The organism is Streptosporangium sp. NPDC048047, assembly GCF_040653115.1.
Lineage (GTDB): Bacteria > Actinomycetota > Actinomycetes > Streptosporangiales > Streptosporangiaceae > Streptosporangium.
This window is the reverse complement of the sequence record NZ_JBEZNH010000021.1, coordinates 13319-27595: the sequence shown is the minus strand read 5'-3', so window position 1 is coordinate 27595 and position 14277 is coordinate 13319. Positions and strand designations below refer to the sequence as shown.

At 73.5% G+C, this 14277-nt stretch carries 13 protein-coding genes; 6 read left to right on the top strand and 7 right to left on the bottom strand.

Features of this window, described 5'->3' with window-relative positions:
• Positions 1–30 precede the first annotated feature (30 nt).
• The 6 genes from AB0D67_RS19695 to AB0D67_RS19670 all read right to left on the bottom strand — a co-directional run bounded on the left by AB0D67_RS19695 (position 31) and on the right by AB0D67_RS19670 (position 9337).
• A complete protein-coding gene (locus AB0D67_RS19695; protein WP_362937431.1) occupies positions 31–1137 on the bottom strand; it encodes a uroporphyrinogen-III synthase in 1107 nt (368 codons plus the stop codon).
• 152 nt (positions 1138–1289) lie between these two features.
• Positions 1290–1715 (bottom strand): nitrite reductase small subunit NirD, encoded by a 426-nt coding sequence (nirD, locus tag AB0D67_RS19690; protein WP_362937199.1) that lies wholly within the window; start codon positions 1713–1715, stop codon positions 1290–1292.
• Between the two features lie 122 nt (positions 1716–1837).
• Complete coding sequence (gene nirB / locus AB0D67_RS19685; protein WP_362937196.1) at positions 1838–4318, bottom strand: nitrite reductase large subunit NirB; 2481 nt, start codon at positions 4316–4318, stop codon at positions 1838–1840.
• A complete protein-coding gene (locus tag AB0D67_RS19680) occupies positions 4315–5793 on the bottom strand; it encodes an FAD-dependent oxidoreductase (protein WP_362937193.1) in 1479 nt (492 codons plus the stop codon). The genes nirB and AB0D67_RS19680 overlap by 4 nt, the downstream gene beginning before the upstream one ends.
• A complete protein-coding gene (locus AB0D67_RS19675; RefSeq protein WP_362937190.1) occupies positions 5790–7895 on the bottom strand; it encodes a molybdopterin oxidoreductase family protein in 2106 nt (701 codons plus the stop codon). The genes AB0D67_RS19680 and AB0D67_RS19675 overlap by 4 nt, the downstream gene beginning before the upstream one ends.
• A 119-nt stretch (positions 7896–8014) precedes the next feature.
• Positions 8015–9337 carry an MFS transporter gene (locus tag AB0D67_RS19670; protein ID WP_362937187.1) on the bottom strand — a complete coding sequence of 441 codons (1323 nt, stop codon included), beginning with the start codon at positions 9335–9337 and terminating at the stop codon, positions 8015–8017.
• Between the two features lie 390 nt (positions 9338–9727).
• On the opposite strand from AB0D67_RS19670, the gene def reads away from it, so the two are divergent.
• Together def and AB0D67_RS19660 are read left to right on the top strand one after the other, a co-directional pair.
• Positions 9728–10207, top strand: a complete 480-nt coding sequence (gene def / locus AB0D67_RS19665) for a peptide deformylase (protein WP_362937184.1) — start codon at positions 9728–9730, stop codon at positions 10205–10207.
• 217 nt (positions 10208–10424) lie between these two features.
• The gene (locus AB0D67_RS19660) at positions 10425–10628 is read left to right on the top strand and encodes a cold-shock protein (protein ID WP_179828083.1); all 204 of its coding nucleotides are present in this window, start codon (positions 10425–10427) and stop codon (positions 10626–10628) included.
• Positions 10629–10779: 151 nt separating this feature from the next.
• On the opposite strand, the gene AB0D67_RS19655 is transcribed toward AB0D67_RS19660, so the two are convergent.
• Complete coding sequence (locus tag AB0D67_RS19655; protein ID WP_362937180.1) at positions 10780–11616, bottom strand: MBL fold metallo-hydrolase; 837 nt, start codon at positions 11614–11616, stop codon at positions 10780–10782.
• Positions 11617–11734: 118 nt separating this feature from the next.
• Between AB0D67_RS19655 and AB0D67_RS19650 the strand changes: the two genes are divergently transcribed.
• From AB0D67_RS19650 to AB0D67_RS19635, 4 genes are all read left to right on the top strand, one after another.
• Positions 11735–12748 (top strand): helix-turn-helix domain-containing protein, encoded by a 1014-nt coding sequence (locus tag AB0D67_RS19650; RefSeq protein WP_362937177.1) that lies wholly within the window; start codon positions 11735–11737, stop codon positions 12746–12748.
• 379 nt (positions 12749–13127) lie between these two features.
• Positions 13128–13283, top strand: a complete 156-nt coding sequence (locus tag AB0D67_RS19645; RefSeq protein ID WP_362937175.1) for a hypothetical protein — start codon at positions 13128–13130, stop codon at positions 13281–13283.
• Positions 13284–13316: 33 nt separating this feature from the next.
• Positions 13317–13772 carry a transcriptional regulator gene (locus AB0D67_RS19640; protein WP_362937173.1) on the top strand — a complete coding sequence of 152 codons (456 nt, stop codon included), beginning with the start codon at positions 13317–13319 and terminating at the stop codon, positions 13770–13772.
• A 9-nt stretch (positions 13773–13781) separates the two neighbouring features.
• Complete coding sequence (locus AB0D67_RS19635) at positions 13782–14252, top strand: hypothetical protein (protein WP_362937170.1); 471 nt, start codon at positions 13782–13784, stop codon at positions 14250–14252.
• Positions 14253–14277: the final 25 nt, after the last annotated feature.

The following is a 14277-nucleotide window of genomic DNA, read 5'->3' as shown; positions in this document are numbered from 1 at the left end:
CGCGGCCCCGGAAAGGGGCGCGGAGCGGCGTCAGGCGGAGCGGTCGCAGGCCAGGCGGTAGCCGCGCTTGATGACCGTCTCGACGATGCCGGACCGGCCCAGCGCCCGGCGCAGCCTGGTGACGGCCATCTCGACGGCGTGCTCGGCGGAGTCGCGGGACGTGGCGCCGGGCAGCACGGTGCGCAGCTCCGAGCGGGCCACCACGTGGCCCGGTTTGACGGCCAGGCGCTTGAGCACCGCCATCGGGGCGGGCGGCAGCGTCCGCAGGCCGCCGTCCACGGCGACGGCGTGCCCGCGGATTTCCAGCTCGCAGCCGGCGGCGACCAGGCGGGTCACGCCGTGCTCGGGCAGGTGCCGGGCGAGGGCGCGGGCCAGCGCGCCCAGCCGGGGCCGCTCCGGGCACACCACCGGCACGCCCCTGGCCAGGAGGGGTCCGGCGGTGACCTGGCCCACGCAGGCCGCGACGACCGGGCCGGCGAACGCGGCGACGAGCGCCTCCTCCAGTCCCTCGGCGCGGGCCGCGGCGAGCATGGCCAGCACGGCGGGGGCGCTGGTGAAGGCCACCGCGTCCACCGCCCCGGTGACCGTCTGGCTGATCAGCCGGCGCAGGGGCGAGGGGTCGCGGTACGGCAGCCAGCGGTAGACCGGCACCTCGACGACCTCCGCCCCGGCCGCGCGCAGCTCCGCCACGAAGCCGGTCAGCGGCTCGCCGTGCAACTGCACGGCGACGCGGCGTCCGGTGAGGTCCTGGGTGAGGAGGTGGCGTTTGATCTCCTCGCACGACTCGGAGGGCGCCGTCCAGTGGTCGTCCAGCCCGGCGGCCCGGACCGCGCCGCGCGCCTTGGGACCGCGGGTCAGCAGCCGGGCGCGGGTCAGGTGGTCCGCCAGGTCGCCCGACAGCCCCCAGCCCTCGGCGGCGGCCATCCAGCCCCGGAAGCCGACACCGGTGGTGATCACCACGTCGTCGATCGGGCCGGACAGGGCCTCCCGGGTCGCGGCCAGCAGGTCGGCGTCCTCCTCCAGGGGGACGAGCCGGATCGCCGGGGCCCGCACGACCCGCGCGCCGCGTCGTTCCAGCAGGGCGCAGAACTCCTCGCGCCGCCGGGTCGCGGTGACCCCGACGGTGAACCCGGCCAGCGCGTCGGGCGCGGTCTCGGGGGAGGTGACGGCGCGGCCCCCGGGTGTCCCTCCCCGGCCCGGGGCGTGCTCCACGTCCGTCCCCGCTCCGAGGGCGTCGTGCTCCGTGCCCGCCCCGGTCCCGGCGTGTCCCGGGGTCACCGTGGTCCCAGTCACGGAGCGCTCACCTCCACCGCGCCGTCCGCGAGCCGTACCGGATAGGTCGGCACGGTCACCGCCGGGTCGTCGAGGCAGACCCCGGTGACCAGGGAGAACGCCTGCCGGTGCATGGGCGAGATCACGACGGGCGAGCCTCCGCGGGTGCCGACGATCCCGCGGGAGAGGACCTGGGCGCCGCTGAACGGGTCGTGGTTGCCGATCGCGAACAGCTCGCCGTCGAAGGTCCGGAACAGCGCGATCTGGTGGCGGCCGACGAGCGCGCACACCCCGCGTTCGGGCAGCAGGTCGGTGTAGGCGCACACCGGCGTCCAGCGGGGCGCCGCGTCCTCCCCCGACGGGGCCGCGGGCGGGGTCCCGGACGGGGCGGCGGGCGGAACGACGGATGGAACGGCGGACGGCGTCTCGTGCAGAACGGTCATCGGCTGACCTCTCCTTCGGTTCGGACGGATCTTCCGGGACGGCGGCCCGGCGCCGGAGGCGGGGCGGCGCGGTATCAGGCGCGATGTCGGGCGCGATGTCGGGCGCGACGTCGGGCGCGATGTCAGGAGCGGACCGCCTCCAGCGGGATGAGGACGGGCTTGATCTGGTCGCGTTCGGGCTCGAAGGCGATCGACGGGTCGGGGGTCTGCGGGGCGTTGACGAAGGAGACGAAGCGCCGCAGCTTGTCCGGGTCGTCGAGGACGGCGCGCCACTCGTCGGCGTAGGTGGCGACGTGACGCTCCATCTGGGCGTCGAGGTCGGCGCAGATGCCGAGGGAGTCCTCCAGGACGACCCGCCTGACGTGGTCGAGGCCCTGCTGCTCCAGCCACGCCGAGGTGCGCTGGAGCCGGTCGGCGGTGCGGACGTAGAACATCAGGAACCGGTCGACGACGCGGACGAGCTCCTCGGTGTCCAGGTCGGCGGCGAACAGGTCGGCGTGGCGGGGGGAGAACCCGCCGTTGCCGCCGACGTAGAGGTTCCAGCCCTTCTCGGTGGCGATGATCCCGAAGTCCTTGCTCCGGGCCTCGGCGCACTCGCGGGCGCAGCCGGAGACGGCCGACTTGATCTTGTGCGGTGAGCGCAGGCCCCGGTAGCGCAGCTCCAGGGCGATGGCCAGGGCCGCCGAGTCCTGCACGCCGTAGCGGCACCAGGTGGAGCCGACGCACGACTTCACCGTGCGCAGCGCCTTGCCGTACGCGTGGCCGGACTCGAAGCCGGCGTCGACCAGGCGCCGCCAGATGAGCGGGAGCTGCTCGACCCGGGCGCCCAGCAGGTCGATCCGCTGCCCGCCGGTGATCTTGGTGTAGAGGCCGAAGTCGCGGGCCACCTCGCCGATCACGATCAGTTTCTCGGGGGTGATCTCCCCGCCGGGGACGCGGGGCACCACCGAGTAGGTGCCGTTGCGCTGGATGTTGGCCAGGAAGTGGTCGTTGGTGTCCTGCAGGGCGGCCTGCTCGCCGTCGAGGATGTGGCCGCCGCCGAGCGAGGCGAGGATCGAGGCGACGGCGGGCTTGCAGACGTCGCAGCCGCGGCCGGTGCCGTGCTCGGCGATGAGCCGGGAGAAGGTGGTGATGCCGCGCACCCTCACGATGTCGAACAGCTCGGCCCGGCTGTGCGTGAAGTGCTCGCACAGGGCGGTGGAGATCTCGACGCCCGCCCCGGCCAGGATCTTCCGCAGCGCCGGGACGCAGCTGCCGCAGGTCGTCCCGGCGCGGGTGCAGGACTTGACGCCCGCGACGTCGGTGAGCCCCTCCTCGGCGATGGCGGCGCGGACCCGCCCGGCGGTGACGTTGTTGCAGGAGCAGACCTGCGCGTCGTCGGGGACGTCGATGTCGGCCGGGCCGCCGGTGAACAGCAGCTCGCCCGGCGCGGCCGGCAGGTCGCGGCCGACGAAGGGCCGCAGCGTGTCGTACGGCGCGGCGTCGCCGACGCAGACGCCGCCGAGGAGGGTGCGGGCGTCGTCGCTGACCAGGAGCTTCTGGTAGACGCCGCCGACGGGGTCCATGAAGGTGACGTCCAGCGCGCCCTCGGCGGCGCCGAACTGGGCGACCTCCACGCCGAGCAGTTTGAGCCTGGTGGAGGTGTCAGCCCTGGCGAAGGCCGCCTCGCCGCCGAGGACGCGGTCGGCGGCCACCTCGGCCATCGTGAAGCACGGCCCGGCCAGGCCGTAGACGACGCCGTCGTGCAGGGCGCACTCGCCGACGGCGTAGATCGCGGGGTCGGAGGTGCGCATGCCGTCGTCGACGACGACGCCGCCGCGCTCGCCGACCGCCAGGCCGGCCTGCCGGGCCAGCTCGTCACGCGGCCGGACGCCCGCCGAGAAGACCACCACCTGGGCCTCGATCGTCTCGCCGCCGGAGGTGACGAGACCGGCGACCCGTCCGTCCGGCCCGGCGACGACCTCCTGGACGCCGGTCCCGGTGTGAACGGCCAGGCCCAGCGCCTCGATGTGGCGGCGCAGCACGGCGCCGCCGCCCTCGTCGACCTGCCGGGGCATGAGCCGGCCGGCCATCTCCACGACGTGGGTGGTCAGGCCGAGGCCGCGCAGCGCGTCGGCGGCCTCCAGCCCCAGCAGACCGCCGCCGACGACCACCCCGGCGCGGGCGCCGGCGCAGGCGGCCCTGATCGCGTCCAGGTCGTCGATCGTCCGGTAGGTGAAGCAGCCGGGCAGGTCGCGGCCGGCGACCGGCGGGACGAAGGGGCTGGAGCCGGTGGCCAGCACCAGCGTGTCGTACGGCTCGGCGCGGCCGTCGGCGGTGGTCACCGTGCGGGCGTCCCGGTCGATCCCGGTGACCGGGTGGCCGAGCCGCAGCTCGACGCCCTCGGGCACCGGGTAGGTGAGGTCCTCGGCGCTGCGGCCGGACAGGTAGGAGGTCAGCGCCACCCGGTCGTAGGCGGCTCTCGGCTCCTCGCCCAGCACCGTGACGCGCCCGGCGAAGCCGCCGGCGGCCAGCGCCTCGGTCAGACGCGCGGCGGCCGGGCCGTGTCCCACCACGACGAGCCTGGTCCCGGCTCCGGCGGGGAGATGGTCGGAAGATCTCATGCGGGTATGCCCTCCTGCTCGCACAGCCAGCCGACGATGCCCTCCACGGCGTCGCGGCAGCTTCCGCAGCCGGTCGTGGCGCGGGTCGCGGCGACGACCGCCGCTACGTCCCTCGCGCCCGACTCCCAGCAGCTCCGGATCTGTCCCTTGGTGACGTTGTTGCACTGGCAGACGCGCGCGGCGTCCGGCATCCGGACCGGGCTGTCGGCCTCGGTGCCGCCGTCGAGGCCCGGGAACAGCAGCCCGGCCCGGTTCGCGGGCAGCGGGCCTCCGTGGTCGAACATCCGGGTGACGGTGCCCACCGCAGGCGTCTCGCCGAGGAGGATCGCGCCGACCAGGCGGCCGTCGCGGATGACGAGCTTGCGGTAGGCGCCCCGGGCCCGGTGGCTGAACCGCACGATCTCGGCCTCGTCCTCGGTCAGGTGGGTCTCGCCCATCGCCGCCAGTTCCACGCCGCGCGCCTTGAGCCGCGTCACCAGCCGCGAGCCGCGGTAGCGGGCGGTCTTGTCCGCGGCGGTCACCAGGTCGGCGACCACGGCCGCCTGCTCCCAGGCGGGCGCGACCAGGCCGTAGACCGTGCCGTCGTGCTCGGCGCACTCGCCGATCGCGAAGACCGACGGGTCGCCGGTGCGCATCTCGTCGTCCACGACGACGCCGCGGGCCACCGCGAGCCCGGCGTCCCGGGCCAGCCGGGTCACCGGCCGCACGCCGCAGGCGAGGACCACCAGGTCGGCCTCGACGACCTCCTCCCCGAGCTCCGCGAGCTCCGCGAGCTCCGCGGGCTCCCCGCGCCCGGACGTCCCGGCTCCGGGCGCCCCCGGACCGGCGGTGAGCCGTACGCCGCCGTCGAGGATCTCCCGGACGGTCACGCCGGTACGGATCTCCACGCCCAGTCCGGCGAGGCTCTCGCCCAGCACCAGCCCGGCCTCGGCGTCGAGCTGGCGTTCCATCAGGTGACCGGCCAGGTGCAGCAGCGTCACCGGCAGCCCGCGCCCGGCCAGGCCGCGGGCGGCCTCCACGCCGAGCAGGCCGCCGCCGACGACCACCGCGCGCCGCGCCGTACCGGCCGCGTCGAGGATCGCCTCGCAGTCACCCAGCGTCCGGAACGCCACGGCCCGTTCCGCGCCGGGCAGCGGCGGCACCACGGCCTCGCTGCCGGTGGCCAGCACGAGCACGTCGTACGGCTCACGGCGGCCGCAGGCGGTCCGCACCTCCTGGGTCTCCCGGTCGATCCCGGTGACCTCGACGCCGGGCAGGGCCGTCACCTCGTGGTCGGCGTACCACTCCGCGTCCAGCAGCCGCACCTGGCCGGGCGTCATCGTCCCGGCCAGCACGTTCGACAGCAGCGCCCGGTTGTAGGGCCGCCCGGTCTCGGCGCCGAACACGGTGATCCGGATGTGCGGGTCGCGGGCGCGGACCTCGCTCACCAGGCGCGCGCCGGCCATCCCGTTGCCCACCACCACCAGCCGGGTCACGCGGCACGCTCCAGGCGGACCGCGCAGACCTTGAACTCCGGCATCCGCGACACCGGGTCCAGCGCCGGGTTGGTGAGGAGGTTCGCCCCCGCCCAGTGGAACGGCATGAACACCGTGTCCGGGCGGATCGCCTGGCTGACCCTGGCCACCGCCTCGGCCGTCCCCCGGCGGCCGACCACCCGCACCCGGTCTCCGGATTCCACCTCCAGCCGCTCGGCGAGGTCGGGGTGCAGCTCCACGAAGACCTCCGGGGCCGCCTCGTTCAGCGCGGCGATCCGCCTGGTCTGGGCGCCGCTCTGGTAGTGCGCCAGCACCCGGCCGGTCGTCAGGTACAGCGGGTGGTCGTCGTCGACGTCCTCCTCGGGCGGGCGGTGCTCGACCGGCGTGAACCTGGCGCGGCCGTCGGGGGTGGCGAAACGGTCCAGGAACGGCCGGGGCGTGCCCGGGTGGGCGGTGTCCGGGCAGGGCCAGAACACGCCCGTCTCCGCGGCGATCCGCTCGTAGGTGATGCCGGAGTAGTCGGCGATCCCCCCGGCGGAGGCCCTCCGCAGCTCGTCGAAGACCTCGCGCGGCTCGGCGGGGAAGCCCTCCGGGCCGCGCAGCCGGGCCGCCAGGCCCCCGAGGATCTCCAGGTCGCCGCGGACCCCGGACGGCGGAGCGACGGCCCTGCGGCGCAGCAGCACCCGGCCCTCCAGGTTGGTCATCGTGCCGTCCTCCTCGGCCCATTGGGTGCTCGGCAGCACGACGTCGGCCATCGCCGCCGTCTCGGACAGGACGAAGTCGGAGACGACGAGCAGGTCCAGTGAGGCGAGCCGCTCGGTGACGCGCCCGGCGTCGGGCGCCGAGATCACCGGGTTGGAGCCGAACAGCAGCAGCGCCCGGGGGCCCGCGGCGGTGCCGAGGGCGTCCAGCAGCTCGTAGGCGGACCGGCCGGGACCGGGCAGCTCGGCGGGGTCGATCCCCCACACCGCGGCCACGTGGGCGCGGGCGGCGGGGTCGTCGATCCTGCGGTAGCCCGGGAGCTGGTCGGCCTTCTGGCCGTGCTCGCGGCCGCCCTGGCCGTTGCCCTGGCCGGTGACGCAGCCGTAGCCGGATCCCTCGCGGCCGGGCAGTCCGAGGGCGAGGGCGAGGTTGATGAACGCGCTGACGGTGTCGGTGCCCTTGGCGTGCTGCTCGGCGCCGCGGCCGGTGAGGACCATCGCCCGGCGGGCGTCGCCGAGGATCGCCGCGGCCTGGCGCATGCGGGCGACGGGCACGCCGGTGATCCGCTCCACCCGCTCGGGCCACCAGGCGGCGGCCGAGGCGCTCACCCGCTCGAACCCGGTGGTGCGGGCGGCGACGTACGCCTCGTCCACGTGCCCCTCGGTGATCACGAGGTGCAGCAGGCCCATGGCCAGCGCCAGGTCGGTGCCGGGGACCGGCTGCAGGTGCAGGTCGGCCCGCCGGGCGGTGGCGGTGGCCCGGGGATCGATGACGATGAGCCGGCCGCCCCGCTCCCGCATCGCGGTCAGGTGCCGCATGAACGGCGGCATGGTCTCGGCCATGTTGCCGCCGGCGACGAGGATCGCGTCGGCCTCGGCCAGGTCGGTGATCGGGAACGGCAGGCCGCGGTCCATGCCGAAGGCCCGGTTGGAGGCCGCGGCGGCCGAGGACATGCAGAACCGGCCGTTGTAGTCGATCTGGCTGGTGCGCAGCACCATCCGGGCGAACTTGCCGAGCTGGTAGGCCTTCTCGTTGGTGAGCCCCCCGCCGCCGAACACGGCCACGCCGTCGGGGCCGTGTTCCGCCTGCACCGCGCGGATCCGCGCCGCGACGGTGTCGAGCGCCTCCTCCCAGGTCGCGGGCCGGCCGTCCACGAGCGGGGTGGTGAGACGGCGGTCGCGGCCCAGCAGCTCCCCGGCGGTCCAGCCCTTCTGGCACAGCCCGCCGGCGTTCGCCGGGATGTCATGCCTCGGGGTGATCGTCACGACCGGCCCCGCGGTCTCCCCCGCCGCTTCCCTGACTCCGGCGGTGACGTTCATGCCGCACTGCAGCGCGCAGTACGGACAGTGCGTCGAGGTACCCACCCTCACAGGCGCGGGAGCGGCGGGTGAGATCGTCATGTGTCCGATGGTGCTTTCAGGCGGTTTCACCACTGGGTCCCCTCTGTTACTGGTGTGCTACAAGCCGCCAACACGGTTCACATCGGCGATCGGTGGGTGTGAACCGCGCCTCGGGCGGTTCACACCCGGGCGGTGGCCAGGCCCGTCACCGGCCCGGCCGACCGCAGGTAGCAGGCCCACGTCAGCAGCGCGCACACCGCGTAGAAGCCGGCGAAGGCGGCCAGCGCGGCGCCCGCGCCGCCGGTCCCGGCGATCGAGCTGCCGAACCCGCGGTTGATGAAGAAGCCGCCGAACGCGCCGATCGCGGAGATGATCCCGACCGCGGCCGAGGCGTCACGCCTGCCGGCGGTCAGGGCGGCCTCGTGGGCGGGGGTCCCGGGTGCGAGCCCCGCCGTGGCCTTGGCCCGGAAGATCGCCGGGATCATCCGGTAGGTGGAGCCGTTGCCGACCCCGGTGGCGGCGACCAGGAGCAGGTAGGCGCCGAAGAACAGGAGGAAGTCGTGACGGGCCAGGCCCTGCCACACCAGCGCGGCCGCCGCCGCCATGGCGGCGAAGTTCACGAGCGTCACCCGCGCCCCGCCGAGCCGGTCCGACAGCCAGCCGCCGGCCGGGCGGACCAGCGAGCCGAGGAGCGGGCCGAGGAAGGCCAGCCAGACCAGGGAGGCCCGCTCCGGGAACTGGCTCTTGATGAGGAGCGGCAACGCGGTGGAGTAGCCGATGAAGGAGCCGAAGGTGCCGATGTAGAGGAGGGACATGATCCAGGTCTGGGCCCGTCCGGCGATCCTCAGCTGCTCGTGCGCCGGGGCCCGGGCGGCCGACAGGTTGTCCATGAAGAAGAACGCGCCGAGCGCGGCGGCGGCGATGAAGGGGATCCAGAACAGCCCGGCGGCGGCCAGCCCGAAGGCGCCGATCACCAGGGGCATGAGGAGCTGGACGGAGCTGACGCCGATGTTGCCGCCGGCCGCGTTGAGGCCGAGCGCCGCGCCCTGCCGTTCCTGGGGGTAGAAGTGGGTGATGTTGGCCATGCTGGAGGCGAAGTTGCCGCCGCCCAGGCCCGCGGTGGCCGCGATCACCAGGAACATCCAGTACGGCGTGGCCGGGTCGCTCACCGCGACGGCCAGCAGCACGGCGGGGACGAGCAGGAGCAGCACGCTGACCACGGTGAAGTTCCGGCCGCCGAACCTCGCCGGGCCGAAGGTGTAGGGAAGGCGCAGCGCCGAGCCCACCAGGTTGGGCAGGGAGACGATCCAGAAGAGCTGGTCGGTGGAGAACCGGTAGGAGCCGAGCTGCACGGCGACGATGCTCCACACCGTCCAGAGTGTGAAGCCGAGGTGCTCGGCGAAGATCGAGAAGACGAGGTTGCGCCGCGCGATCCTCCGCCCCCTATCGGCCCAGAATCCGGGGTCGTCGGGCCGCCACTCAGCGATCCAGCGGTTCGCCATCGTTCCTCCTGCTCGCTTCTGTCCTGTCGGACCGCCGGACGCGGTTCGTCCGGCAAGATCAGCCAGCATCCTAGGAGGGTTGGTTACTCACTTTCGTGACTCGGGATAGTGAGCCGGTTAAATACGGCTAACCGTGGAAATGCGCAACGCACGAGCCGCACGGATGAAACATCCCGGAAACCCGGCGGCGGTAGGGCCCGCCACCCGGCCGGCCCTACCGGGCCGGAGCCGGATGCCGGGCGGGCGCGGAGAGGACGACCGGCAGGGGTGTCCGGCGGACCGCAGGGAGGACCCGGTGATCCGCGGTTGAGACGACGCCGGAGCGGGAATCGTCCGCCTGACCTTCCGCCTGACCTTCCGCCTGTCGTTTCGCCGCCCCGGGGAGTGCGCGTGGCCGTCCAGCCGATCCGACTGTTCGCCGATCCCGTCCTGCGCACCGCCGCCGAGCCGGTGACCGCCTTCGACCGGTCCCTGCGGGAGCTGGTCAAGTCGCTCCAGGCCACGCTGCGCGCAGGCGCCGGCCGGGCGGGCCTGGCCGCCCCGCAGATCGGTGTCCCGCTGCGGGTCTTCGTCTACGACGTGGACGGCCGGTCCGGCCACCTGGTCAACCCGCGCGTCGAGGCGTCCGAGCGAACGGTGCTGGCCGACGAGGCGTGCCTGTCGGCGCCCGGCGTCTGGTGGCCGCTGGAGCGTTCCTACATGGTCACCGCCCGCGGGCGCGACATGTACGGCAAGCCCGTCACCCTCCGCGGTCTGGGCACGCTCGCGCGGGTCCTGCAGCACGAGGCCGACCATCTCGACGGCGTCCTGTTCGTCGACCGCCTGCCCGATGACGAGCGCGAACGATTCCTGCAGGAGATCTCCTCCTGAGTGTCGGTACCGTTCACCGCCGGGAGCATGTAGAGTTGTGGTGTTGCAGTCGCAGTTCTTGATGACGCTTGACGACGTTTGTCAGCTCAGGTGTTCCGGGAAGCCGCCGACAACGGGCGCCCCATTTTCTCCGGTGATTCTGGCGGATACGAGGTGGTCCGCGCAGCCCCGAGCCGTCACCTGACGGATCGGTGAGACTAGATCAGGAGAAAAAGTTTTGTCTGAGGGCACCGTCAAGTGGTTCAACGCCGAAAAGGGCTTCGGATTCATCGCGCCGGATGACGGCAGCGCTGACGTCTTCGTGCACTACTCGGCCATCGCCTCCAGCGGCTACCGCAGCCTGGAGGAGAACCAGCGTGTCAGCTTCGTCACCACTCAGGGCCAGAAGGGCCCGCAGGCCGAGCAGGTCCAGCCCCTCTAATCAGGGCTGACCGCGCTCGACCGGTCTGGGCCCTGCTTCTGTGGATCCTCACCACGGTGAGGATCCACGAGAACAGGACCTGAGGGGGCCATGGGCTTCCATCCGGGCCCGCACCGCTTCGGCGGTGCGGGCCCGGACTCGTTCTACGGCGTCAGAGGGCGACGACGGCGCTCCGGCCGGGGCTCAGCAGGGTGAGCCGGTCGGCGAGTCCGGCCTGGCTGAACGCCTCGCGCAGCTCGTCGCCGCCCTCGGTGAAGTGGCTCCAGCCCTCGAAGTGCAGCGGAACCACGTGCCGGGCGCCGAGGAGGGCCGCCGCCTCGGCGGCCTGGGCGCCGGTGAGCGTGAGGTGTCCGTCGATCAGCGCGGTCCGTGCCGCGCCCGCGAAGAGGACCGCCACGTCGATCGGGCCGGTCCGCGCGGCTATCTCGCGCACGATCCGGAGAGAGGCGTTGTCCCCGCTGACGTAGACGGTCGGCAGGTCCTCCCCCGACAGCACGAACCCGGCGACCTCGCCGACCAGGTGCTCGCTGCCCTCGGGCCCGTGCAGGGCCGGCACCCGGGTCACGCGCAGCGTGCCCCCGCCGGGGCGCGGCAGGTCGGCGTGCTCCCAGGGGGCGAGCGCGCGGGCGGTTCCGGCCAGCCGTACGGCGGCGCCCGCGGTGGTCAGCACGAGCGGCGCCTCGGCGAGGTAGGCGCGGCCGGAGACGTCGAGGTTGTCGGGGTGCTGGTCGTGCGAGAGCAGCACGGCGTCGATCGGCCCGAGTCCCGGGGGCCGCAGGGCGGGCGGGGTCGTCTTGACAAGGACCCGCCCCTGGCCGACCGGGTACTCCCCCGGCTCGTCGAAGGCCGGGTCGGTGAGCAGGCGGAGCCCGCCGATCTCCAGTACGGCGGTGGGCCCGCCGAGCAGGTGGACGCCGAGTCCCCGGCCCGAGCCGGCGGCCGGAACGGACGTCGGGGAAAGGGCGGATGGCGAGGTGCGGTGGTTCATGCCGACGATCGTCCCGTTCGACCGCGGTGCCCCGGGAGTGGCCTGAAAGCCATCAGGCGATAGGTTCACGCCATGCGAGAGCCGTACGGGGACCGCGCTGAGGCGATGTGGGGGCTCGATGAGCGCGCGTGACCCGCTGGCCGTCGCGGTGCTGATGTTCGACCACGCGCCGCTGTTCGAGACCAGCGTGCCGATCAGCGTTTTCGGCGGCGGCGGCCGCGGCGACACCGGCGCCCCCCGGTTCGACGTGCGCGCGGTCGCCTGCGACCCGGGGCCCCTGCGCACCAGCGCCGGCGTCACGTTCCGCGCCCCGCACGGGCTGGAGGCTCTGGAGACGGCCTCCACGGTCGTCGTGCCGAGCTGGCGGATCGCCGACGAGCGGCCGCCGGAGGCGGTGCTCGGCGCGCTGCGTTCCGCGCACGCCGGCGGCGCCGTGGTCGTGGGGCTGTGCCTGGGGGCGTTCGTGCTGGCGGCGGCGGGACTCCTCGACGGCAGGCGGGCCGCCACCCACTGGATGTTCGCGCCCGCCCTCGCGGCCCTCCACCCGGAGGTGCGGGTGGACGCGTCGGTCCTGTTCGTCGACGACGGCGACATCCTCACCTCCGCGGGCACGGCCGCCGGCATCGACGCCTGTCTGCACCTGGTGCGGCGCCGGTTCGGGGCCCGGGCGGCCGGGGCGATCGCCCGCCGCATGGTCGTCCCGCCGCAGCGCAGCGGCGGGCAGGCGCAGTACATCGAACGACCTCTGCCCGAACCGGAGACCGGTGACCCGCTGGGCGAGGTGCTCGCCCACGCCATCCGGCATCTCGACGACCCCGGCCTCGACGTGGACGCCCTGGCGGGCCGGGCGTTCATGAGCCGGCGCAGTTTCGACCGGCGCTTCCGGGCGCTGACCGGCAGCTCGCCGTTGCAGTGGCTGCTGGCGCAGCGTGTCATGCAGGCGCAACGGCTGCTGGAGGGCACCGGGCTGAGCGTGGACGAGGTCGCCCGCCGGGTGGGCTTCGCGAACGGCGTCGCACTGCGCCCCCATTTCCGCCGCCTGGTCGGCGTCGCGCCGCAGACCTACCGCGACACCTTCCGAACCGGCGACGCGTTCCGGGCCGGTCACCCCGCCGGGGCCGGCGGCATCTGAGGCCCCGTTGGCGGCCAAGTGGTATCGGTCCGCTCGCTCCGGTCACGATCTGTAGGGCATGACCCCACTTTACGTTCATGCCGGTGGACTTCCCGAGCGATGGCAAGGCCGCCCGGTACGGGCGCTTTGCCGGGACGCGCGGAGCCGGGAAAGCCGTTCTTCCTGGACAACGTGGACAAGGCGCCGAGCTGGGCCCGGCCGGCGCGAGAGCCGGATATGTGACAGGGAAGGCTCATTCCCTGCCACTCGTGGACACCGCCGATGCGCCGAGGTGACCAGCGGCGCGCAGCCCTCTTCCGTGGACGCAGCCTTCCGGATTGACATTGCTAGTTATTTCAGTCATGTTTGAAATAACTAGCCAACAAGCACGGAGCAGGCCATGGAACACGTGACCTTCAACAGCCTCGGCACCCGCTGCGCGGGCGATCCGTACCTGCCCGAGGCGAGCGGCCCGGCCCCCGGGCTGGTGAGGATCCGGCTCGCGGACATCACCCCGGCACCCACCTACGAGTCGGTGGCCGCCATGACACAGTGAACCCGCACGCGATCGACAACGGAGGACGCGACGATGAGCACTGAGGAACAGCAGGACCGGCTGCTCCGCTGGGTGGAGCGGGTGGCCGCCTTCTGCGTCGAGGAGTGGGGGCTGCCGCCCATCACCGGACGCATCCTCGGCTGGCTCATGATCTGCGATCCGGCCGAGCAGTCCGCCGGGCAGATCTCGGAGGTCATCCAGGCCAGCCGGGCCTCGCTCACCTCGAACATGCGGTTTCTCACGGCCATCGGCCTGGTCAAGAAGGTGAGAAGACCCGGCGATCGCGTCTCCTACTACCGCATCGAAGACGACGCCTGGCAGAAGGTCATCCAGCGCAAGCTCGAAAGCCTGAGCGCGTTCGGCGAGATCGCCGAAGAAGGGTTCGGCATCGCGGGCGGCGAGGGATACCGCACCGAGCGCATCAAGGCCGCCCACGACTCCCTGACGTGGCTGCAGAACCTCGCGGCCCGTCATCCGCTACGCCGTTAAGGAATCCCCATGCACCGCTGGCGACCCGAGCTCGGGCTGATCCAGGAAACGCTGCTGCTCACCCTCCACGCCAGAGCCCTGGACGCCGGGCGGCCCAGCCCGATCCTCGGCGACACGTTCTCCGCCGACCTGGCCGGCAAGATCGATTACGACTTCGGCAGGCTGCGGGTCAAGCCCAGCCTCGTCCTCACCACGGCACTGCGCGCCAAGAAGCTCGACGGCTACACCCGCTTCGCCGCCTGGGCCATGAAGTACCACCCGACCATCAAGGCGCTCGGCATCAAAGCCGCCCAGGGCTTCGACGACCCGCACGAACCGGAGCACTGGGACGCCGGCCTCGAACTGATCGAGGAGCGGATCCTCACCCGCGCACCGGAAGTGGCCCGGTTCCCGCAACCCCTACGCGCGCTCACCCGTCTCACCGCCCGCAGTACGGCCTTGTCGCGGCAAGGGGCCCGCATTCTCCGCTACCGATTCTGACCGCCCCGGTCCCGCGCGGCGTCCG